Origin of the sequence: Micromonospora sp. AB353 (genome assembly GCF_049538395.1) — a bacterium.
Taxonomy (GTDB): Bacteria; Actinomycetota; Actinomycetes; order Mycobacteriales; family Micromonosporaceae; genus Micromonospora; species Micromonospora aurantiaca.
Genome location: NZ_JBMVFV010000057.1, coordinates 18,251 through 39,358, shown reverse-complemented (window position 1 = coordinate 39,358; position 21,108 = coordinate 18,251). Strand labels below are relative to the sequence as shown.

19 protein-coding genes are annotated in these 21,108 nt (G+C 72.7%); 8 read left to right on the top strand and 11 right to left on the bottom strand.

What is annotated here, in order from left to right:
• Positions 1-464: 464 nt before the first annotated feature.
• A complete protein-coding gene (locus ACPCK6_RS21370) occupies positions 465-749 on the bottom strand; it encodes an SCO4848 family membrane protein (protein ID WP_396884257.1) in 285 nt (94 codons plus the stop codon).
• A gap of 122 nt (positions 750-871) precedes the next feature.
• Here ACPCK6_RS21370 and ACPCK6_RS21365 point away from each other — a divergent pair, with 122 nt between their 5' ends.
• The 7 genes from ACPCK6_RS21365 to ACPCK6_RS21335 all read left to right on the top strand — a co-directional run bounded on the left by ACPCK6_RS21365 (position 872) and on the right by ACPCK6_RS21335 (position 9,432).
• Positions 872-1,315 (top strand): PRC-barrel domain-containing protein, encoded by a 444-nt coding sequence (locus ACPCK6_RS21365; RefSeq protein WP_396884258.1) that lies wholly within the window; start codon positions 872-874, stop codon positions 1,313-1,315.
• Between the two features lie 269 nt (positions 1,316-1,584).
• On the top strand, positions 1,585-2,643 hold the full coding sequence (trpS, locus tag ACPCK6_RS21360) for a tryptophan--tRNA ligase (protein ID WP_423482021.1): 1,059 nt from the start codon (positions 1,585-1,587) through the stop codon (positions 2,641-2,643).
• 271 nt (positions 2,644-2,914) lie between these two features.
• The gene (gene argS, locus ACPCK6_RS21355) at positions 2,915-4,633 is read left to right on the top strand and encodes an arginine--tRNA ligase (protein WP_423482020.1); all 1,719 of its coding nucleotides are present in this window, start codon (positions 2,915-2,917) and stop codon (positions 4,631-4,633) included.
• Between the two features lie 150 nt (positions 4,634-4,783).
• Positions 4,784-6,124: an MATE family efflux transporter gene (locus tag ACPCK6_RS21350; protein WP_423482019.1), complete on the top strand. Its 1,341-nt coding sequence runs from the start codon at positions 4,784-4,786 to the stop codon at positions 6,122-6,124.
• Between the two features lie 47 nt (positions 6,125-6,171).
• Complete coding sequence (locus ACPCK6_RS21345; protein ID WP_423482018.1) at positions 6,172-7,347, top strand: hypothetical protein; 1,176 nt, start codon at positions 6,172-6,174, stop codon at positions 7,345-7,347.
• Complete coding sequence (locus ACPCK6_RS21340; protein ID WP_423482017.1) at positions 7,322-8,011, top strand: hypothetical protein; 690 nt, start codon at positions 7,322-7,324, stop codon at positions 8,009-8,011. Before ACPCK6_RS21345 ends, ACPCK6_RS21340 begins: the two co-directional genes overlap by 26 nt.
• A complete protein-coding gene (locus ACPCK6_RS21335) occupies positions 7,999-9,432 on the top strand; it encodes a condensation domain-containing protein (protein WP_423482016.1) in 1,434 nt (477 codons plus the stop codon). The genes ACPCK6_RS21340 and ACPCK6_RS21335 overlap by 13 nt, the downstream gene beginning before the upstream one ends.
• Before the next feature lie 52 nt (positions 9,433-9,484).
• Here ACPCK6_RS21335 and ACPCK6_RS21330 read toward each other — a convergent pair whose 3' ends face one another.
• The 3 genes from ACPCK6_RS21330 to ACPCK6_RS21320 form a co-directional block, all read right to left on the bottom strand.
• Positions 9,485-11,590 carry an MMPL family transporter gene (locus ACPCK6_RS21330; protein WP_423482015.1) on the bottom strand — a complete coding sequence of 702 codons (2,106 nt, stop codon included), beginning with the start codon at positions 11,588-11,590 and terminating at the stop codon, positions 9,485-9,487.
• 113 nt (positions 11,591-11,703) lie between these two features.
• Positions 11,704-12,369: a response regulator gene (locus ACPCK6_RS21325; RefSeq protein ID WP_030504405.1), complete on the bottom strand. Its 666-nt coding sequence runs from the start codon at positions 12,367-12,369 to the stop codon at positions 11,704-11,706.
• A gap of 28 nt (positions 12,370-12,397) precedes the next feature.
• Positions 12,398-13,546, bottom strand: a complete 1,149-nt coding sequence (locus tag ACPCK6_RS21320; protein WP_396884266.1) for a sensor histidine kinase — start codon at positions 13,544-13,546, stop codon at positions 12,398-12,400.
• Between the two features lie 169 nt (positions 13,547-13,715).
• On the opposite strand from ACPCK6_RS21320, the gene ACPCK6_RS21315 reads away from it, so the two are divergent.
• On the top strand, positions 13,716-14,795 hold the full coding sequence (locus ACPCK6_RS21315; RefSeq protein WP_423482014.1) for an inositol-3-phosphate synthase: 1,080 nt from the start codon (positions 13,716-13,718) through the stop codon (positions 14,793-14,795).
• A 48-nt stretch (positions 14,796-14,843) separates the two neighbouring features.
• On the opposite strand, the gene ACPCK6_RS21310 is transcribed toward ACPCK6_RS21315, so the two are convergent.
• The 7 genes from ACPCK6_RS21310 to ACPCK6_RS21280 are packed head-to-tail and all read right to left on the bottom strand — an operon-like array spanning position 14,844 to position 21,105.
• Positions 14,844-15,527, bottom strand: coding sequence for a 4'-phosphopantetheinyl transferase family protein (locus tag ACPCK6_RS21310; RefSeq protein ID WP_423482013.1), 684 nt, complete (start codon positions 15,525-15,527; stop codon positions 14,844-14,846).
• A complete protein-coding gene (locus ACPCK6_RS21305) occupies positions 15,520-16,677 on the bottom strand; it encodes an acyl-CoA dehydrogenase family protein (protein WP_423482012.1) in 1,158 nt (385 codons plus the stop codon). The genes ACPCK6_RS21310 and ACPCK6_RS21305 overlap by 8 nt, the downstream gene beginning before the upstream one ends.
• Positions 16,674-17,327, bottom strand: a complete 654-nt coding sequence (locus ACPCK6_RS21300) for an acyl-CoA dehydrogenase family protein (protein WP_423482011.1) — start codon at positions 17,325-17,327, stop codon at positions 16,674-16,676. The genes ACPCK6_RS21305 and ACPCK6_RS21300 overlap by 4 nt, the downstream gene beginning before the upstream one ends.
• Complete coding sequence (locus ACPCK6_RS21295; protein ID WP_423482010.1) at positions 17,324-18,157, bottom strand: hypothetical protein; 834 nt, start codon at positions 18,155-18,157, stop codon at positions 17,324-17,326. Before ACPCK6_RS21295 ends, ACPCK6_RS21300 begins: the two co-directional genes overlap by 4 nt.
• 5 nt (positions 18,158-18,162) lie before the next feature.
• Positions 18,163-18,438, bottom strand: a complete 276-nt coding sequence (locus tag ACPCK6_RS21290) for an acyl carrier protein (protein ID WP_209310374.1) — start codon at positions 18,436-18,438, stop codon at positions 18,163-18,165.
• Positions 18,439-18,472: 34 nt separating this feature from the next.
• Positions 18,473-19,729, bottom strand: coding sequence for a diaminopimelate decarboxylase (gene lysA / locus ACPCK6_RS21285; protein WP_423482009.1), 1,257 nt, complete (start codon positions 19,727-19,729; stop codon positions 18,473-18,475).
• A complete protein-coding gene (locus ACPCK6_RS21280) occupies positions 19,726-21,105 on the bottom strand; it encodes a preATP grasp domain-containing protein (RefSeq protein WP_423482008.1) in 1,380 nt (459 codons plus the stop codon). The genes lysA and ACPCK6_RS21280 overlap by 4 nt, the downstream gene beginning before the upstream one ends.
• Positions 21,106-21,108 lie beyond the last annotated feature (3 nt).

The window sequence follows — 21,108 nt, the reverse complement described above, 5'->3', positions numbered from 1 at the left end:
TTACCTCACCGTCTCTGCCGTGTCAAACCGTGTGTCCCGGTCTGTCATGCTTCGTACGGGTCGGCGCCGCTGAGCACGCGCAGCGGTCACCCGCTGCGATGATCATCGGATTTGGCAGGCCGGCCGCTGCGGTTTCCCGCCAGCTCGCCCGGTGCCCTGCCGGTCGACAACCTTACCCGGTCGGTTCCGCTCCGCCAAATCCGCCCTGCGGCGTTTCGGCGGGCCTCGCCCGGACCGCGTCGTCGCAAGACCTCAGTCTCGGTCGGACCCGGTACCAGCGCTGTTCGGCGCTCCCGGGCTTTCGTCCCGTTTGCCCCGTTCCGCGCTGGCAGAGAGAAAGTTACGCGTCTGCGGGTTTGAACGTCAAATCGAGGGGTAGCGGCGCGCGTCACACCCGTCCGCAGCGCCCGCGATCAAGGAGTTCGCGTCCCGATCAGCGTCCCCACCGGACACAAACTCCTTGATCACCGAAGCGGGGTGGAGGGCGAGGAGGGGGAGGGGTGGCGGGCGGCGCGGGCGGCGCGGTAGGCGCGGATGCCCAGGATCCCCACCGTCGTGCCGATGGCGAGGGACGCCGCGATCAGCAGGGCGTGTACCCAGAGGAATCCGGTCGGGCTGCCCTCGCCGACGACGCCGGCCGACCAGGCGCGCTCGTCGTTCCAGATGGCGACCGCGAACCTCGGCCAGATCGCCCACGTCCAGACGCCGACGGCGACCAGGAACAGCGACCAACCACGTGACAGGACCATGGTCGGCCAGTATGCCAGCGCGCGGTACGCCCAGGTCAGGCCCGCGGTCGGCGCGGCAGGCGTTTCCGTTCCCGCCGCTGGGGCACTGATTCCGTCGAGCCGATTCGACGGAGGTGCCACCGATGCAGCCGTTCAACCCGTGGACCTGGCGGGATCCGTCCGCCCTGGCCGGTGGGTACGACCAGACCCGGCCCACAGACGTGCCGGAACAGCGCACCGGCGAGGCGGACGACGGCCCGGACGCCCCCGGCCCGGGTACGCCGATCGACCTCACCGGCTACCGGGTGGAGGCGACGGACGGCCGGATCGGCTCGATCGACGAGGCGAGCGAAGACGCGGACGCGCGGTACCTGGTGGTGGACACCGGTCCGTGGATCTTCGGCAAGAAGGTGCTGCTGCCGGCCGGCACTGTGGCGCAGGTCGACCACCTGGACCGCGTCGTCCACGTGGACCGCACCCGGGAGCAGGTGAAGGAGTCGCCGGCGTTCGACGCGGACCACTTCGCACACCCGGAGTACCGGGAGCGGGTCGGCAGCTACTACACGGAGAGCTATCGACAGCAGTAAGCGCGGCAGGAGGCAGCGGCGCAGGCCGGTGAGCGGTTACCGTGTCAGTCATGGTCCGGTCGCGCAGCTGCCTCCCGGAGACCCGTAGCGGTCTCCCGGGCCACGCTGTCGACGGCCGGGAGCAGATCCTCGACGTACTCCGTGCCGGCGGACTCCGTTTCCGCGCCGGCGGGCGATGGCGGCGCTCGTTCTGACGAGCCCGCTCCACCGACCTGGGTCACACCGGGTCGCGTCTCCCCGCCATCGAACGGCACGAAAGGCGTACGACCATGTCCTCTGCACGCATGCTCACCGGCGACCGCCCGACCGGGCGTCTGCACCTCGGCCACTACGTCGGCAGCATCGCCAACCGGGTGCGGCTGCACCAGCGCTACGAGAGCTTCTTCATCATCGCGGACCTGCACATGCTCACCACGCGCAACAGCCGTGCGGACATCGAGCAGGTCGCGCACAACGCCCGCGAGATGGTCACCGACATCCTCGCCGCCGGGGTGGAGCCGGAACGGGCCACGTTCTACCTCCAGTCGGCGATCCCCGAGGTCGGCGACCTGAACACGCTGTTCCAGAACCTGATCACGGTGCCCCGGCTGGAACGGGTGCCGTCGCTGAAGGAGATGACCCGGGACGCCGGCAAGGACGAGATGCCCTACGGCCTGCTCGGCTACCCCGTCCTCCAGGCCGCCGACATCCTCTGCGTGAAGGGGCAGGTCGTGCCGGTCGGGAAGGACAACGCCGCGCACGTCGAGGTGACGCGGGAGATCGCCCGGCGGTTCAACCACCTCTACGGCGAGGTCTTCCCGGTACCCGACATGATCATGTCGGAGACGCCCACGCTGGTCGGGACCGACGGTGCCGGGAAGATGAGCAAGAGCAAGGGGAACGCGATCGCGCTCTCCGACGACGCGGCGACGGTGCGCCGCAAGGTGATGGGGATGTACACCGACCCGAACCGGGTCCGCGCCGACGTGCCCGGCACGGTCGAGGGGAACCCGGTCTTCGAGTACCACGACATCTTCAACCCGGACCTGGCGCAGGTGGCGGACTTCAAGGCCCGCTACCGGGCCGGCCGAGTCGGTGACGTCGAGGTCAAGGAGGCGCTGGCGACCGCGCTCAACCGGTTCCTGGACCCGATCCGGGAGCGCCGGGCCCGCTTCGAGGCGCAGCCCGGCCTGGTCGACGAGCTGATCGTCACCGGCACCGAACGGACCCGCGAGCAGGTGCGCCGCACGCTCGTCGAGGTCCGCCGGGCGATGGGCCTGAGCAGCGCGTACACCCAGGTGCGGCGCCGGGCCGAGCGCTACCGCAAGGCCGTCGCCACGTCGGCCTGACGACGAGCCGGTCCGGGGTACGCGCTTGCGCCGACCCCGGACCGGCCGGTTACGCTGCCGGCATGGCCAGCTCGCACGCGTACCCGATGACGTCCTCCGACGTCCGGCTCGGCGCGCTGCGACGCCGGCGGTCCCGCGACCGCCTGCGCTGAGCCTTCCCCTCCTGCGACCGGCGGATCGAGCCGCCGGTCGTCATCGATCGCCCTCGCTCCGCCGTCGCGTTCCCGTCAGGTGATCCGCGCGGCGGATCCACAGCGAGATCGGCGTACTCATGGATCTTGAAAGGTTGCTCACCGACCGGCTGGCGCCGGCGTTCGCGGCGATCGCCGGCGGGCCGGTGGACCCGGCCGTGCGGCGCTCGCAGCACGCGGACTTCCAGTCCGACGCGGCGCTGGGCCTGGCCCGGCGGCTCGGTCGGCCCCCGCGGGAGATCGCCGCGGAGGTACGGGAGCGCGCGGCGCTGGCCGACGTCTGCGCGGCGGTCGAGGTGTCCGGTCCGGGTTTCCTGAACCTCACGGTGGCCGGGCACGCACTCGGCGGAATGGTCTCCGCGCTGGCCGCCGACCCGCGGCTCGGCGTGCCCGTGGTGGCCGAGCCGGAGACGGTGGTGGTCGACTACTCGGGGCCGAACGTGGCGAAGGAGATGCACGTCGGGCACCTGCGGTCGACGGTGATCGGGGACGCGGCGGCGCGGACGCTGGAGTGGCTCGGGCACCGGGTGCTGCGCGCCAACCACCTCGGCGACTGGGGCACGCCGTTCGGCATGCTGATCGAGCACCTGCTCGACCTCCGCGAGTCCGGCGCGGCGCAGGAACTGTCCATGGGTGACCTGGACGGGTTCTACAAGGCGGCGCGGGCGAAGTTCGACGACGACGAGGCGTTCCGGGAGCGGTCGCGGCAGCGGGTGGTGGCGTTGCAGGGCGGTGACCCGGCGACGCTGCGGCTGTGGCGACTGCTGGTGACGCAGTCGGAGAGCTACTTCCTGACCGTGTACGACCTGCTCGACGTGACCCTGACCGGCGACGACTTCCGGGGCGAGAGCAGCTACCACGACCAGCTCGCGCCCACCGTCGAGGAGCTGGACCGGCTCGGGCTGCTGCGGCGCAGCGACGGCGCGGACTGCGTGTTCCCGCCCGGTTCGGTGGGCCGGGACGGCGAGCCGTTGCCGCTGATCGTGCGCAAGTCCGACGGCGGGTACGGCTACCCGGCCACCGACCTGGCCGCGCTGCGGCACCGGACCGGCACGCTCGGCGCGACACGGCTGCTCTACGTGGTCGGGCTGCCGCAGCGGCGGCACTTCGAGATGGTGTTCGCGGTCGGCGCGCAGGCCGGCTGGCTGGCCGCGCCGGCACGGGCCGAGCACGTCGGGTTCGGCTCGATCCTCGGCCCGGACGGGCGGATGTTGCGCAGCCGGGCCGGCGGATCGGTGAAGCTGGTCGGGCTGCTCACCGAGGCGGTGGAGCGGGCCACCGCGCTGGCCCGGAAACGCAATCCGGAGCTGGGCGAGGCGGAGGCCGCCGCTGTGGGGCGCGCGGTGGGCATCGGCGCGATCAAGTACGCCGACCTGTCCGGCGACCGGCACAAGGACTACGTGCTGAACTGGGAGCGGATGCTGTCGCTGGACGGGAACACGGCGCCGTACCTCCAGTACGCGTACTCCCGGGTCCGGTCGATCTTCCGGCGGGCCGGCGCGGCGGCGCGGCCGGACGCCGACGTCTCGCTCGCCGAGCCGGCCGAGCGGGCGCTCGCCATCGAGCTGGTCGGCTTCGCCGCGGTGGTCGACGAGCTGGCCGGCACCCTGGAGTTCCACCGGCTGACCGCGTACCTGCACCGGCTGGCGGTCGCGTTCAGCGCGTTCTACGAACGCTGCCCGGTGCTGCGGGCCGAGGGTCCGCTGCGGGACAGCCGGCTCGTGTTGTGCGAGCTGACCGGGCGGGTGCTGCGGCAGGGCCTGGACCTGCTCGGCATCCGTACCCCGGAACGGTTGTGAGGCCGGCCGGACACCTCCTGGGCATAGCCCTTTGGGCAGCTTGTGGGCCTGATTCGCGCGTATCTATGGTCGGTGCGTCTCCGCGAGCCCGACATGGGGGTGGGTCATGCCCGAACGTCCAACTACCGGCTCGGCGGCGGTGGCACCGTCGTGAGCACCACCGAAGCACCGACCACGATCGTCTGGGACGGCGCGTCCCGGATCCGCCGCCTCGCCGCCACGATCGCACTCGGCGAGACGGCCGGCGTCCTGGTGCCGGTGGTGGTGATCGCGCTGATGGCCCGGATCAGCGTCGAAGCGATGTACGTGCGCTCCCTCTACGTACCGTTGGCGCTGCTCTTCGCCGCCCTCCAGGTGGGCTTCGACGTGAGCAACCAGGTCTCCGCGTCGGTGAGCCGCGGCGCCGGCCGGGCCAGGGACGTCCTCCCGGTCGCCGCCAGCATGGCCCGCGTCGGCGTGGCCGTCTGGGGCACCGTCAGCCTCGTACTGATCCTGGCGGCGCCGTGGCTGGCGGCGCTGCTGAACGTCCCGGACGCGTCGGTGGGGGAATTCGTCGCCTTCACCCGCTGGGCCTGCCTGGCCAACCTGATCTTCTTCCCGACCGTGCTGCTCTCGTCGAGCCTGCGCGGCTACGGCCGGCCGGGCTCCGCGGCGGCCGTGGTGCTGACCGGCGCGGTCCTGGAGGTGGGCGGCGTCGCGGTCCTGGGCTTCGGCACCGACCTCGGCGTGTACGCGCTTCCCGTCGCGATCGCGATCGGCGGCGTGGCCGCGCTGACCGTCGGCATGGTGCAGGTGTACCGCTGCGGACTCTGGACGGCGAGCGGGCCGCTGACCTGGCGGCCGGAGGCGATCGGGCGACTGACCGGCACCGGGCTGCCGGTCACCGTGTCGTTCGTGGTGATGGCCGTGGCGAACGCGGGCCTGCTGTGGGCGCTCAGCCCGTTCGGGCCGGACGTGGTGTCCGGATACTCGGCGGCCGGCGCGCTGCAGAACCTGCTCATCGTGCCCGCCTCGGCGCTCGGTTCGGCGACCGCGATCGTGCTCAACCAGCTGCGGGGCGCGGGGCGGCCCGGCGACGGGCCGGCGGTGTTCGGGGCCGGACTGCGCCTGACCGCCGCGGTGTACGCGGTGCTCGCGGTCGCGATCTGGTTGGGCCGGGAGCCCCTGGCCGCGCTGCTGGCAGGTGACCCGGCTGTCGCGTCGGAGACCGCACGTTTCCTGGGGATCGTCGGCCTGACCTACATCGGTCTGGGCCTGAACGTGATGACGCTGCTCCTTCTCGAACAGGTCGGCGGGGGCCTGATCGCGCTGCTGCTGAACGTGCCGTACTTCGGAGGCATGGTCGTCGTCGGCAGCGCGCTGGCCCGGTCCCAGCAGGATCCGTCGGCCCTCTACTGGACGATCGCGGTGCTCAACGCCTGCGGCATGCTGCTCGTCCCGCTGCTCACGTGGCGGCACGTCCGCCGGACCAGCCGGGCGGACGCCCGGTGAACCGCCCCGCATGGCGGGCGCGGGACGTTCGCCTGAGCGTCACGATCATGCACCATCCGGCTCGCGACGTCGCCCTGGACGTGCTCGTCGAGGCGTGCCGCCCGCTGGAGGCGCGCATCGTGCACGACCCGGACCCCGACGCCGCGCGCAGCCCGTTGCGCACCGCGAAGGTCGCCTGGGCCTCGATCGCCGAGGGCGCCACGCACCACCTCGTCCTACAGGACGACGCCCGGGTCTGCGACGACTTCGCCGCGCACGTGCTGGCCGCCATCGCGCACCGCCCGGCACACGGCATCGCCCTCTACACCGACTGGAGCAGCCCGCAGAACAGCTTCTTGTGCCGGCTGGCCGCGGTCGCCGGATCGCCGTGGGCGGCACTGTCCCCGATGGAGTGGATCCCGGCGCTGGCGTTCCTGCTGCCGGCCGACGTGGCCGCGGACCTGGCCGCCTACCTGGCGCCGATCCCCGACGAGGTCACCGACGACGACCAGATGATCGCCCGATACTGCCGGGAACGCGGGGTACCGCTGCTGGCAACGGTGCCGCACCTGGTCGACAACCGCGGGCTGCCGACCCTGATCGCCGGGCACGGCGGCCGGCACCATGCCACCGTGTGGGCGCCGCCGGTGCCGTCCGGCACGCACTGGGAACTCGACCCCCGGATCGACGCGACCCTGGCGTCGCGGTCCCGCTACCAGTCCCACGACGAGTACGTCGTGCAGGTCAAGGACTCGCGCTGCCTGATCCGGCTGCTCCGGCCGCACACCGGTGAGCCCGGCGGAAACGAGTTCTGCTGGTACTGGGCGGACTGGTGCGACCTGCTCGGGATCGGCGCGGAGGAGGTGACGACCGCGCTGGCCGCGTACCTGGACAGCCGGCCGGGGCCGCGACCGCAGGCGCGGGCCGCCCTGGAGATCTGGGCCGCCGGATACCTGCTCGGGCTGGAGGCCGCCGCGGTACGCCGTGACCTGCCCGTGCCACTCGGCCCCGCTCACCCCGCCCGGATCCGCTCGGCCGTGTCGACCTGGGTGGACTCCGGCCTGACCGCCCCGGACGGCACGGCCCTCGGCGCCGCCGGCCGGGCCGCGCTCATCGACCTCGGCGTGGCCGCTGTCGCTCTCGGCCTGCACCGCCGGAGCCCTGACGCCTTCGTCACGGCCGGCGTTCCGGCCGACGCCAGTGGAGAGGACATCCGACATGACCACGCTCGCCACAACTCCTGACCCGGCCCTGGGCACCGTTGTCGAACGGATGGCGCGCCGCGAGGTGGCGGCCCACTTCCTCGTTCCGGCCGATCAGCCGCCGGGGGTGATCCGCCCGCCCGCACCCCCGATGGCGGTCCGGATCATGTCCTGCCCGGACTGCGGCGCCGACGCGGTCACCTTCCGGGACTCGGGCGTCGCGCTGCCCTTCGCGGAGTGGCGGATCGTCGCCGCGGACGACCCCGAAACCGGCGACCTGCCCACGCTGACAGTGCTCGGCTGCGAGTGGTTCGCGCCGCGGGCGATGCTGCCGGTGGCGATCGCGATCGAGCGGTTCGGCCCGGTGTCGGCGACCGGCTTCCGCAGCCGCGCGGTGGCCGTCACCGAGCTGCGTGGCCTGTCGCTCGACGCCGTCCTGGCCGCCCTCGACGAGCAGGAGAGCTGGGCCGACGCCGTATGCGCCGGCAGCGGTCTGCCGCCGGGGCCGGCGCGGACCGTACCGGCCGCCAGCCGGCTGGTCAGCCCGGCGGCCACCTGGGCCGCCTTCCGCGCCTCGGTCACCGCCCGGTTCCTCGGCCCGCACGCCTCCGACGCCGGACCGGGCCGATGGAACGAGCGGTACCTGGAGCACCGCCGGGACGCGGCCGTCCGCACGCTGGACGGGTACGCGTCGTGCCCGGCCTGACCGCCGGCGTGCGCTGGCAGCCGGCCCACTTCACCGGTTCGCGGGCGATCGTCGAGCACCTGACGTGGGGTCAGGTGCTCGTGGAACGCGACATCCGGCGGATGCCGCCGGGCACCGCCTACAACGTCACCGTGCCCGTGCTGATCCCCGAGGGCGTGGACCTGACGATGGTGTGCTCCGCTGTGGGCGCGCTGGCCGGCCGGTTCGAGGCACTGCGGACGCGGTTCCCGCGACGGGACGGCCGGCTGGTCCAGGAGGTGCTCGACAGCGGCAGCATCCCGGTCGGGGTCTTCTCCGGCGACGGTCCGGCCGAGCGGTTCACGGCGACCGCCCGGGAACTGGACGAGCAACTCCAGGCGACACCGTTCGACCACGATCGGGACCTGCCGATGCGCGTCCTGGTCTGCGTACACCGGGGCGTACCCCGGGCTCTGGTGCTCTGCATCGCTCATCTGGCCGCCGATCTGCAGAGCAGCCGCCTGGCGGCACGGGTGCTGGCCGAGATGCTGGCCTGCCGGGCAGCGGGGCGTCCCGATCCGGCGGCTCCGGAACTGGTGCATCCCGCCGACCTCGCCGCCTTCGAGCGGTCCCCCCGGGGCCGTACGGTCAGCGCCGCCGCCGTGGCCCACCTGCGCCGGCAACTGAACGCGGTCCCGCTCGACAACTTCGCCGCACTCCGGCCGGTGGCGCCGGCCGAACCCCGGTTCTGGCGCGGTGTCCTGGACTCGCCGATCTCGGCGCCGGTGCTGGGGCTGCTCGCCGACCGGTACCGCACCAGCACCGCCACCGTCGCGCTCGCGGTGACCGCGGCCCTGCTGGGCGTGGTCGCCGAGACCGACAGGTGCGGATTGCTCCTGGTCGTCGGTAACCGCACCACCGCCACACAGCGGGCCTCGATCGGCACGCTGACGCAGCACATGCCGGCCGTCGTCGACCTGACCGGGCCGGCCTTCTCCGACCTGGTCCGGCACTGTTGGGGCACTGCCGTGCGGGCCTTCCGGCACGGCCGCTTCGATCCGGTGGACGGGTGGGCGGCGCTGGCGGAGGTGAGCCGGGAACGCGGCGCCGAGCCGGAGATCCGATGCTTCTTCAACGACATGCGCGGCGCACCGGAGACGCCGCCCGTCACCGCGCCGCTCGACAGTGACGTGGTGCGGCGGGTCCTGGCCGAACCGAGCTTCCGGTGGACCGAGCGCCGGCCGGCCGGCAGCTCGTTCTTCATGGAGGTCGGCGACGTGCTCGACACCCCGGGGCAGCTGCGCTGGACGCTGCTCGCGGACACCACCCTACTGCCCCCCGACCTCATCCGTGCGGTCCTGGCCGGAGTGGACCGGCTGCTGGTGCGACTGCTCGACACCGATCTGCTCCTCTCCGAGGTGGGCGAGGCCGCCGGTCTGCGCGGCGTGGTGGCCCCGCACTGAACGATCCGATCGACCGGGGCGGGACAGCGGGGGTCTGCCCCGCCCCGGTCTCTCAGCCCTGGGCGGTGGCCGTCAACTCCGGCTGCGCGTCACCGGCGTCCGGAGCGGAGGGGACCGGCGGCCGGCCACCCAGGAAGCGAGGCGCCCACCACGCGGCGCGTCCGAGAATCGCCATCGTCGCCGGGACCAGCAGCATCCGCACGATCACCGCGTCGATCAGGACGGCCAGCACCAGCCCCAGGCCGACCTCCTTGATCGGGGCGAAGCCCCCGGTCATGAAGCCGGCGAAGGTGACCGCGAGGAGCAGGGCCGCAGCGGTAACGATGCCACCGCTTCGCTGCAGACCCTCCCGCACCGCCTGGTCCGGGGCCGCGCCGGCGAAGCGGCGCTCACGGATCCGGGACAGGACGAAGACCTCGTAGTCGGTGGAGAGACCGAACGCGATCGCCGCGACGACCACCGGCACGGTCAGGTCGATGCCGTCGAGCCGCTCACCGCCGAGCAGGCCGACCAGGTGCCCCTCCTGGAACACCCAGACCACCACACCGAGTGCGGCGAACAGGCTGAGCAGGTTGGTGAGCACGGCCTTCAGCGGGATCAGCACCGACCGGGTGAACGCCAGCAGCAGGACGAACGTCGCCAGCAGGACGATGCCACCGGCGATCGGAAGGCGGTCGCGCAGCTCCTGCTGGTAGTCGACCAGACGGGCCGCGTCGCCGGTGACCTGCACCGTGAAGGGTGCGTCCAGGTCACGGATGTCGCGTACCGCCCGGGCGGTGTCCGGGTCGCTCGTCGGGTTCTCCGGGGTGGCCTGCAGAACGGCCAGCCCGCCGCCGCTGCGCCCCGGGTTCACCACCGAGATACCGGGCACCGCGGCGACCCGCTGCCGGAACTCGGCCAGGTCGGGATCGTCCGCCGAGGTCCGGGCGACGATCGTGATCGCGCTCGGGCCGGCGAGTGCCGGGAAGTGCTCGCGCAACTCCTCGGTGAGCTGGCGGGTGGCACTGTCGGCCGGCAGCGACTTCGGGTTGCTGGTGTCCAGCCGCAGGTTGGTCGCGGACAGCCCGGCCACGAGCAGGCCGACGAGCACCACCAGCAGGGTGAGCACCGGCATCTTCTGCACCCCACGGGCGACCGCGGCGAACGACCGGCCGCGCTCCTTCCGGGCCCGGACCGGCTTGATCCGGTTACGCAGCAGCTGGAGCAGCGCGGGCAGCAGGGTGATCGCGGCGAGCATGTCGATCAGCACCACGGCGGCGCCGGCCACGCCGATCGACCGCAGGAACGGATCGGCGAAGACCACCAGGCTGGCCAGGCTGACCGCGATGGTCAGGCCGGAGAAGACGATGGTCCGCCCGGCGCGTTCGGAGGCCCGCACGAGCGCCTCCTCCGCGTCCTCGGTCAGCGCCCGTTCCTCCCGGAACCGGCTGACCATGAGCAGCGCGTAGTCGACGCCGAGACCGATCGCGAGCATCGTGGTGACCTGGATCGAATAGATCGACACATCGGTGAAGAAGCTCATCACCAGCAGCGTGGTGAAGGTTCCGCCGACACCGACGAGGGCGATCAGCAGCGGCAGCCCGGCCGCGATCAGCGACATGAAGACCAGCAGCAACAGGAGCAGCAGCAACGGCGCGGAGACGATCTCGGCCCGCCTGGTGTCCGAGGTGGCCTGGTCGTTGAACTCGCGGTCGGTGAGCGGGCCGCCGGAGACCACAGCCGTCGTACCGTCGATCCCGGTCAGCTGCGTCCGTACCTTGTCGGCCAGCAGGTCGCCCTGGTGCGCCAGCTCCACGTTCACCAGGACCGCCGCGCCGTCGGTGGCGGCCGGGGCCTGGGGACCGAACGGGTCGGTCACCGCCAGCACGCCGTCGACGGCGCGCAGCTCGGTGAGCGCGGCGGAGACCTTCGTACGGAAGGCGGGGTCGGTGACCGAGCCGCCGGAGATGACCGCGTTGATCACCGGTGGCGCGAGCTTGGCGTCACCGAGCGCCTGCGCGCCCTGCTGCGACTCGCTGCCGGCGATGGCGCCGACGCTTGTCGTCATCCGGGCGAAGACGCCGTTTCCGACAGTGAAGCCGGCCGCTGCGATCACCAGCCAGATGACGAGCACGACGGCAGGGCGCCGGCGAGCGAAACGCGTAACGGCACGGATCATCACACAGCTCCTCAGGACGGAAAGACCGATGTGATCTCATCCTGATGAAGCGGGCCCTCCGGCAGATCGCCGCCGAGAGCCAAATCCGGTCTCACCCGAGCGAGGGAGAGCGCTCAGTCGAGATCCTCACCGGGACTGATCAGCCCGGCCTCGTAGGAGAAGACCACCGCCTGCACCCGGTCCCGCAGACCCAGCTTGGCCAGCACGTTGCTGACGTGAGTCTTGACGGTGTGGTCGCTCACCGTCAGCCGGGCGGCGATCTCGGCGTTGGAGAGCCCACGGGCGACCAGGCACAGGATCTCCCGCTCCCGGCCGGTCAGCTCGTCCAGCCGGGCCGGCGGCCGGATCGCGCCCTGGGGCCGTCGCAGCAGGTCGGCGATCACCCGCCGGGTCACCGTCGGGGCGAGCAGCGCCTCACCCTTGGCGATGACCCGTACCGCCTCGACCAGCTCGGCCCGGCGCATGGTCTTGAGCAGGAAACCGTTCGCGCCGGCCCGCAACGCGTCGTGCACGTGCTCGTCGACGTCGAACGTGGTGAGGATGAGCACCCGCGCGTCGGTGGTGGCGCAGATCCGGCGGGTGGCCTCGATGCCGTCGATCGGACCTTCCATCCGGATGTCCATGACCACCACGTCCGGCTTCTTCTCAGCCACCACCCGCAGGGCCTCCAGGCCGTCCGCCGCCTCGCCCACCACGGTCAGGTCCGGTTCCGCGTCGAGGATCATGGCGAAGCCGCCCCGTACCAGATCCTGGTCGTCGACGACCACGATGCGCACCATGGGGCGCCACCCCTCGATTCGTAGCAGCTCACTCAGTGGGCAGGACGGCGCTCACGGTGAAGCCGCCGCCGGGACCCGCTCCGACGCACAGCTCACCACCGCAGGCGGTGACCCGCTCCCGCATGCCCATCATTCCGTATCCGCCGCCGACATCCACCGCACCGATGCCGTCGTCGGTCACCGTGACCCGGATTTCGAGCGGGTTGAACTCGATCAGCACGTCCACCATCGACGCCCGCGCGTGCCGGATGGTGTTCGTCAGCGCCTCCTGCACCACCCGGAAGACAGTGGCGTCCACGTCGGCGGGCAGGGGCCGCTGCTGCCCGCGCCAGCGCAGCGCCGCCTCCAGGCCGCCCCGGCGCGCCTCGCCGAGCAGTCGCGGTACGTCACCCACCCCCGGGACCGGGGCCGGCGGCTCCTCGCCCTCCGCCGAGCGCAGCGCGGCCAGCGACCGCCGGAGCTGGGCGATGGCGGACCGGCCACTCTCGGCGATCACCTCGAAGGTCTTCTCGGCCCGGGCCGGGTCGGTGCGGGCCACCACCGGCCCGGCCTCCGCCTGGACCACCATGATCGCGACGGTGTGCGCCACGATGTCGTGCACCTCGCGGGCGATCCGGTTGCGGTCGCGCGCGGCGGCGGCGGCTCGTTCCTCCTCCTGGCGGGCAGCGCGTTCCTCGAGCACCGCGATCCGGTCGCCGCGTCCGCGGGAGGCGATCCCCATGCTGTACGCCGCCACGTACGCCATCCCGACGTACCCGAAGGTGGCGGCGTTCTCACCCGGGACCACGAGTGAGACGACCACGCCCACGGCCTGCACCCCGATCGCGACCTGCCGCCAGGGGGACGGGCTCAGCGACGCGAACGTGTACGTCGCGACGAGCGGCCCGAACGGCAGCGGCGGCATCTGGTGCGAGAGCCCGAGGACGCTGATCGCCAGGCCCACAGTCACCGTGGTGAGCAGCGGGGCCCGCCGGCGCCAGATCAGCGGTAGCGACGCGCCGGCGGCCACCAGGATGTGCCAGACCTCGCCGTCCTCGGAGAACGTCACCGGCAGGGCGGTGCCGACGAACACGGCCACCGCGATCAGCCCGTCCAGCCAGAGCGTGGCGTTTCGGGGCAGCCGCGCGGGTCGTGCCCGCGTCCGGACGGTGGCCGGAAGAGGCATGGACAACGGCACGATCGGCTCCTCAACGCGCGACGGTCCCCAGTATGCGGCCCCGGCGGCCGTCCGGGGCGTACGCGCGCGCCCGGACCGCCGTCGATGTCCTGTTCAGGACATCGAGGTGGAGACCGGGACGAGCGGATCGGTTGAATCGAGTTCTGTCGCAGAGAGAAGGAGGCACCACGTGGGCGCAGTCCGCGTCGCCATAGCCGGGGTCGGCAACTGTGCCGCGTCGCTGGTGCAAGGCGTCGAGTACTACCGGGACGCGAGGACGACCGACACCGTTCCCGGCCTCATGCACGTCGCCTTCGGCGACTACCACGTCGGCGACATCGAGTTCGTCGCCGCTTTCGACGTGGACGCGAAGAAGGTGGGCCGGGACCTGTCCGAGGCCATCGTCGCGAGTGGCAACAACACCATCAAGATCTGCGACGTGCCCCCGTCCGGGGTCGTCGTGCGGCGTGGCCCGACGCTCGACGGTCTCGGCGAGTACTACCTGGAGATGATCGAGGAGTCCGACGAGCAGGCCGTCGACGTGGTTCGCGCACTGCGCGACTCCGGGGCCGACGTCCTCGTGTCGTACCTGCCGGTGGGCTCGGAGGAGGCCGACCGGTTCTACGCCCGCTGCGCGCTGGAGGCGGGCGTGGGGTTCGTCAACGCGCTGCCGGTGTTCATCGCCTCGGACCCGGTGTGGGCGGCCCGGTTCACCGAGGCCGGCGTGCCGATCATCGGCGACGACATCAAGTCGCAGGTGGGCGCCACCATCACCCACCGGGTGCTGGCGAAGCTCTTCGAGGACCGCGGGGTCCGGCTGGAGCGCACCTACCAGCTGAACTTCGGCGGCAACATGGACTTCATGAACATGCTGGAGCGTCGCCGGCTGGCGTCGAAGAAGCTGTCCAAGACCCGGGCCGTCACCTCGCAGGTGCCCCACGAGATGGCCGCCGGCGACGTGCACATCGGCCCCAGCGACTACGTGCCGTTCCTCGAGGACCGCAAGTACGCGCTGGTCCGCCTGGAAGGGCGGGCGTTCGGCGACGTGCCGCTGCAACTGGAGTACAAGCTCGAACTCTGGGACTCGCCCAACTCGGCCGGCGTGATCATCGACGCGGTCCGGGCGACCCGGATCGCCATGGACCGGGGGATCGGCGGGCCCATCCTCTCCGCCTCCTCGTACTTCATGAAGTCGCCGCCCGAGCAGTACGACGACGCCGCCGCCCGGGACGCCGTCGAGCGCTTCATCCGCGGTGAGGTCGAACGCTGACCGACGGGTGACGGGGGAGCCGGCGTCCGGCTCCCCCGTCGTCGTCCGTCACGGTCCCCGCCTCAGATCGCTCCGGAACTCGTGGTGGTGGCAGACCGCGGGTTCCGCTCCGGCCAGCGCCACGGCTCCGCGGAAGGCGCCGTGGTCGGGCAGGTCCCGCAGGAAGTAGGCGCCGGGCAGCCGGCCGGACGGATCACGGACCACCGCACCGCTCGCCGCGCCGGGTACCGGCAGCCGCAGCCCGAGCGCCAGACGCGCGCCGGCGGCCTTGACACACGCCTCCTTGCGGGTCCAGAACCGCAGGTACGCGGCGTAGGCCCCGGTACCGGCGGCCGCCACCAGCGCGGCCTCCGCGGGGGTGAAGAAGCGCTCGGCCATCCGCCGCGGGTCCAGCCCGGGCCGGGGGCGGTCCAGGTCCACGCCGACCTCACGGCCGGCGAGCGCGATCACCGCCCGTTCCCCGGCGTGCGCCAGGCTGAAATGCAGCGAAACGCCCGGCAGGTACGGCCGCCCGAGCGGTTCGCGGCGCAGCGGCAGCGCGGTGGGCCGCAGGTCCAGCCGCCCGGCGAGGATCCCGTTCAGGGCGGAGTGCGCCACGACGAAGCGCCGGCGCCCGTCCGGATCGCCGATGTCCGCGGCGCGCCGCAGTTCGGCCGCGCCGAGCCATCGGGCGGCGTCGACGTCGCGGTCCAGGTGGACGGTCCAGACGTCGACGCCGCCCGGCTCAGTCACGGTCGAGTTTGCCCTGGACGAGGCCCTGGAAGGTGTTGAGTCGCTGGATGTTGCCGGTGCCTTCCATGAATTCGACGCCCCGGGCGTCGCGGATCAGCTTGTCCAGCATCGGCTGCGTGAGCCGTGCGCCGGGACCGAAGTACTCCAGCGCCTCCAGCGTCACCTCCTCGGCCAGCCGGGCCGCCCGGGCCTTCGCCGCCGAGGCCAGGTGGCCGTTGGCGGGCTGGGCGTCCACGATCGAGGCGGCCCGCCAGATGAGCTGCCGTACGCCGTCGATCCGCCGGCCGGTCCGCTCCCAGCGCAGCCGGTCGGCCTTGGACAGCGAGCCGCGCTGCTCGGTGACGTAGTCGTGCGCGGACCGGGCGATGCCCAGTGCGATCGCCGCCACGCCCGGCCGGAGACGGTTGAACATCTGCACGCCGCTCCACACGCCGCGCCGGGTGGGGCTGAGGTGGCGGCCGAGCACCCGGTTCTCCGGGACCGGCACGCCGTCCAGGGTGATCGCGCTGAGCTGGGCGCCGCGCAGGCCGATCGTCGGGATCGGCTCGGCCTTGAAGCCGGGCGCGCCGGTCTCGACGAGCACCGCGGTGGCGCCGAGCGGACCGGGCCGGTCCCGGGCGAAGACGACGCCGACCTGGGCCCGGGCGCCGTTGCCGATGTAGCGCTTGGCGCCCCGCAGCAGCAGGCCGCCCTCGCCGTCGGGGTCCAGTCTCGTGCCCATCGCGCCCGCGTCCGAGCCGTGGTCGGGCTCGGTCAGCGCGAAGAAGGTCCACGTCGGCGCGGCCAGCAGCCGGCCGTAGAACCACTCCTTCTGATCCCGGTCGGCGAGCAGGTCGACGAGCACCCCGGACAGCGAGGCGCCGGGGGACGCGAGCATCATGCCGGCGTCCCCGGCGGCGATCTCCTCGGCGAACACCACCCGTTCCATCGCCGTCATGCCGTCGAACCGGTACCCGCCGATGAGCGTCCGGTCCGGCAGCCACGGCGCCGGGATGAGCATGGTGGACAGGTGCCGTACGGCCGGGTTGTCCAGGCACCGGTACACGGTGTCCGGGTCACGGTCCAGTTCCAGTGCCGTCGAGCGCAGGTCGCGCGCCCAGTCCCGGGCGTGGGCCCGGGCGGCGGTGAGCCGGTCGTCCAGTTCGATCACGGCGTCCACTCCTGTCCACCGATCCAGGCGTCGGCCAGCAACTCCGAGGCGTCGACCACCGCGCCCGGTCCGTCCGCGGTGAACCCGCTGGCTCCGAGCAGGCGCAGCAGCATCCGGTCGGCAACGGTGATCTGCCGGTGCAGGCAGGCCAGGGATCCGGCCGGTGGCGGCGTGCCGGTGAGCCGGACCTTGATCTCGATCTGCTCGGTGACGACGTCCGCCAGCGCACCCTTGATCATCTGTTGCAGCAGCAGCGGGGTGTCACCGGCGCGGCGGTCACCGAGGTGGGCGACTGTGACGTCGAGCAGGGCCTCGGAGAGCCCGAGCCGGAGCCCGGCCAGCGCGGCCAGCCAGTCCGGCCAGGGCGCCGGCGCGCCGGCCGGCCCGGGTGCGCCCCGGTACCGGACGGCCGCCAGCCGGCCGTCCGGCGTCTCGACAGTGCCGAGCCGCTCCACGGCGGCCGGGTCCAGGGCGGCGACGGTGTCCCCGGTCCAGACCCGGCCGGCGTCGTACAGCGCCGACTCGGGCAGCACGCAGCACCCGGTCGGACCGCACGGCAGGACCCGGTCCGCCAGCGCGGCGTGCATCGCGGTGAGCGTGGCGGTGAGCCCGCCGGTCCGGGCGCCGCGGCGGGCCTCGTCGGCGATCACGACCGCGCCTCCGGGTCCGAGCCGGCGAAGACCGCCGCGCAGAGGGTGCCCGAGACCGGGTCGTGGTCCGCCACCGCGATCGGCCCGGCGGTACCCGCCCGTTGCCGGGCGAACTCGGCCCAGACACCCGCAGCCCCCAGCCCCGGTGCCGGAACCGCCTGACCCCGGGCGGTCAGGCCGGGACCGGTGATCAGGACGGCGTCCGCCGGCACCAGCTCGTCGAGCAGCGTCCCGGCCGCCGCCGGCGACACGTCCGGTCGCTGGTGCACTGATGTCCCGTCCGAGCCGGCCGGTTCGAGCAGCACCGCCACCCCGACGTCGTGGCCGGGAACCGGATACCGGGGCCCGACCACCTCGTACGGGATCGTCGTCTGTTCCAGGATCAGCAGCAACGCCCGGCAGCCGGGGAAGTCGCCGGAGTAGGTTCCGAGCAGCCGCAGGGCGGTGAACGCCGCCGCCGGTCCCTGGTCGGACACCGCGAAGGCGAGCGGGTCGCCCTGCACCAGCTCGTTGAGGTAGCAGGCGGTGACCCGGCGCGGGTCGCCGTCCGGGGTGGAGTGCGCGATGGCGATCAGATCCACCGGCACCGCGAGGTCGAGATCGCGCACCAGGCGGTCCGCCATCCCGGTGAACGAGTTCCGGGCGGCCGCCGCGTGCCGATCCCGGTCGAAGCGACGACCGTACAGCTCGGTCATGTCCGACAGGTATTCCTCGAGCAGCGGATCGCCCCGGTACGGCTCCGGATCGGGGTCGAACCGGCGGGCGATCACCTGAGTCGGCCGGAGCCGGCCGGTACGGACCGACGGGGCCGGGGCGATGGACAGGAACATCGGCGTCAGGCCAGGCCCTGCTCGATGACGTAGTCGGCGAGCGTGCCGACCGACTCGAAGTGGTGCTGCTCCAGCGTGTCCGAGTCGATCACGACGTTCAGCCGGTCCTCGATGTGCATGAGCAGTTCGAGGACGTTCGTCGAGTCCAACCCGAGCTCGTCCATCAGCCGGGTCTGCTCGGTCACCTGGACCGAGTCGCGGTTCAGCACCGCGACGACGGCGTCGATCATGTGGTCGACGACCGCGGCGCGGTCGACTGTGGCTTCCGAAGCCATGGTCATGGCGGGCCTCCTGTGTGCCGGTCGGGATGGGTTGTCAGTCGAGGATCTGCGGGCCGAGCAGATCCTCGACGGTGTCGCGGCGGCGGACCAGGCGGGCCCGGCCGCCGTCCACCAGCACCTCGGCCGGGTGGCCGTGGCTGAGGAAGAGCACCGGTGAGGCGCTCGGGCCGTACGCGCCGGAGCGCAGCACGCCGACCAGGTCGCCCGGCCGCAGCTCGGGCAGTTCCACGTTGCGGCCGACGGTGTCGTTCGGCGTGCACAGCGGGCCGGTGACGTTCCACGGGCCGGCGTCCGTGCCGGCCCGGTTGAGCAGCCGCATCGGGAAGTTGCGCTTCACGTAGGAGCCGATGCCGACGGCCGCCATGTGGTGGTTCGTGCCGCCGTCGGTGACCGCGAAGCGCTCCCCCATCGAACTCTTCACGTACCGCACCCGGGTGACGTAGGTGCCGCACGGCGCGGCCAGGTACCGGCCGAGTTCCAGCAGCAGCCGGGCCCCGGGGTGCGCGGCGTGGAACGTCTCGACCACCGGGTTGAGCAGGCCGGCGACCGCGGCCGGATCGAGGTCCGGTTCGCCGGGGAAGTAGGCCACCCCGAGGCCACCGCCCACGTCGACGGCCTCCAGGACGAAGTCCAGCCGCTCGGCGAGCCGCTCGGCCAGGTCGATGATCCGGCGGGCGTTCTCGGCGACCACCTCGGGATCGAGGATGCGGGTGCCCAGGTAGGCGTGCACGCCCAGGACGCGTACCCCGGGATGGTTCTTGACCAGGTCGGCCTCGTCGAAGAGCTGCTGCTCGTCGATCCCGAACTGGCGCGGTTTGCCGCCCATGGTGAGGCCGGAGCCCTTGACCGCGAAGCTCGGGTTGACCCGTAGCATCACCGGTGCGATGACGCCCCGCTCCCGGGCCAGCTCGTCGATCACCGCAAGTTCCCCGAACGACTCGCAGACCAGCGCGAAGACGCCCTCGGACAGGCACGCCTCGAGTTCGGCGCGGCTCTTGCCGGGGCCGAGGAAGATGATGTCGCCCGGGGCCACCCCGGCGGCGAGTGCGGTACGCAGCTCCACCATCGACGACACCTCCGCCCGGGCGCCCTGCGCGCCGAGCAGCGCGCAGACGGCCACGTTCGGGTTGGCCTTCAGCGAGTAGAAGATCTCCATCGCCGGGTGCAGCCGCTCACGCAGCCCCAGGTACTGCCCGCGCAGGCTGTCCCCGTCGTACACGTAGAGGGGCGTGCCGAACCGCTCGGCCAGTTCGGACATGGCCACGCCCTGGATCGTCACTTCTCCGGTCACCGTCGTGTTCCTTCCGCCACGGCCGCCAGGCGGCCCGCGATCTCGGCGTCCATCGCCGTCAGCTCGTCGGCCGTCGGCGCGGTCAGCAGGCCGTACAGCCGGCCGTCCGCAGCTCCCGCGCCCTCCCGCACCAGGGCGTTCACCGTCGAGAAGTTCTGCACCACCATCCCGGCCCCACCGGCGGCGCTCAGCAGCCACGGGCCGAGCCCGTCGCGGACCTCACCGAAGCGCAGCGGCCGCGCCAGGCGCAGCGGGTACTGCCGGGCCAGCGCGTACCAGCCCGCCGGCACCAGGTGTTCCTGGAGACCGACCTGGTAGGTCGACATGTTGTGCCGCGCGTTGATCTCCACGACCGGGTAGACGCCGCCCTCCGGGTCGAGCATCGCGTCCACCCCGACCACGCCGTGGTAGCCGTCGCGGGCCAGCCGGGCGCCGAGCACCGCGGCGCTGTGCGTCACGACCTCGACCTGCCGCGCGGTCAGCCCGGCCGGCATCCGGTGACCCTTGTGTACGCCGTTGGCGGTGACCGCCTCCTTGACGAAGTCGAAGTGCACCCCGCCGTCGCGGAACACGGTGAACTGGTAGTTGAGGTCGACGGTCTTGGCGACCCACTCCTCCACCAGCAGCGCCAGCCGCCGATCGCCGGAACGGTCGGCCCGGCGGCGCAGCGTCCGGTGGATCTGGTCCAGCCGCGCCGCGTCCCGGATCAGCAGCAGGCCCTTGCCGGACACCCCGTACGAGTCCTTGAGCACCACCGGCCGCCCCGCAGCGAGCAGCGCGCGGGCGTGTTCGACCGCCTCGTCCAGTTCCTCGACGGTCTCGCAGATCCAGCCCGCGGACTGGCGCAGCCCCAGCTCGGTGGCGATCCGCCGGCTGTAGATCTTGCCGTTGACGGCCTTGCAGACGGCCGCCGGCGACCCGGCCAGCGCGACACCGGTCCGCGCGGCGAGCGCCTCCTCGTCGGCGGAGACCCCGTGCGGGACGATCGCGGCCGCCCCGGCCAGGGCGGACAACCGGGCCAGCAGGGCCGGGCTGTCCAGCGCGTCCTGGGTCACCGTGCGGTGCGGGTCCTGACGGTCGGTGGTCAGCACATGCGGCAGGGCCGTCCCGAGCGTCTCCAGATGGGCCAGGTGCTCCGGGTCCGGCCGCTCCTTGAGCACCACGTAGTCGTCCGGACCGGCCAGCAGCAGGGCGAACTCGTCCATCCGGTTCACCATCGCGTCGCCGGCGGTCAGCGCGACGCGCGGCAGGCCCGGCTCGTCACCGCCCCACCGCTGCTCGACCTCGAAGTTGCCGAGGAACACCAGGGGGATCCGGTCGGTGCCCAGCAACGCCGTCCGCAGCCGTCTGACGAAGGGTTCCCGTGTCGTCGTCATAGC

Coding starts and splice junctions, on each gene's coding strand:
- ACPCK6_RS21295 (WP_423482010.1), bottom strand. CDS start 18,157: ATGTTCCTGTCCATCGCCCCGGCCCCGTCGGTCCGTACCGGCCGGCTC.
- ACPCK6_RS21340 (WP_423482017.1), top strand. CDS start 7,322: ATGACCACGCTCGCCACAACTCCTGACCCGGCCCTGGGCACCGTTGTC.
- trpS (WP_423482021.1), top strand. CDS start 1,585: ATGTCCTCTGCACGCATGCTCACCGGCGACCGCCCGACCGGGCGTCTG.
- argS (WP_423482020.1), top strand. CDS start 2,915: ATGGATCTTGAAAGGTTGCTCACCGACCGGCTGGCGCCGGCGTTCGCG.
- ACPCK6_RS21370 (WP_396884257.1), bottom strand. CDS start 749: ATGGTCCTGTCACGTGGTTGGTCGCTGTTCCTGGTCGCCGTCGGCGTC.
- ACPCK6_RS21325 (WP_030504405.1), bottom strand. CDS start 12,369: ATGGTGCGCATCGTGGTCGTCGACGACCAGGATCTGGTACGGGGCGGC.
- ACPCK6_RS21365 (WP_396884258.1), top strand. CDS start 872: ATGCAGCCGTTCAACCCGTGGACCTGGCGGGATCCGTCCGCCCTGGCC.
- ACPCK6_RS21290 (WP_209310374.1), bottom strand. CDS start 18,438: ATGACCATGGCTTCGGAAGCCACAGTCGACCGCGCCGCGGTCGTCGAC.
- ACPCK6_RS21330 (WP_423482015.1), bottom strand. CDS start 11,590: ATGATCCGTGCCGTTACGCGTTTCGCTCGCCGGCGCCCTGCCGTCGTG.
- ACPCK6_RS21280 (WP_423482008.1), bottom strand. CDS start 21,105: ATGACGACGACACGGGAACCCTTCGTCAGACGGCTGCGGACGGCGTTG.
- ACPCK6_RS21345 (WP_423482018.1), top strand. CDS start 6,172: ATGCACCATCCGGCTCGCGACGTCGCCCTGGACGTGCTCGTCGAGGCG.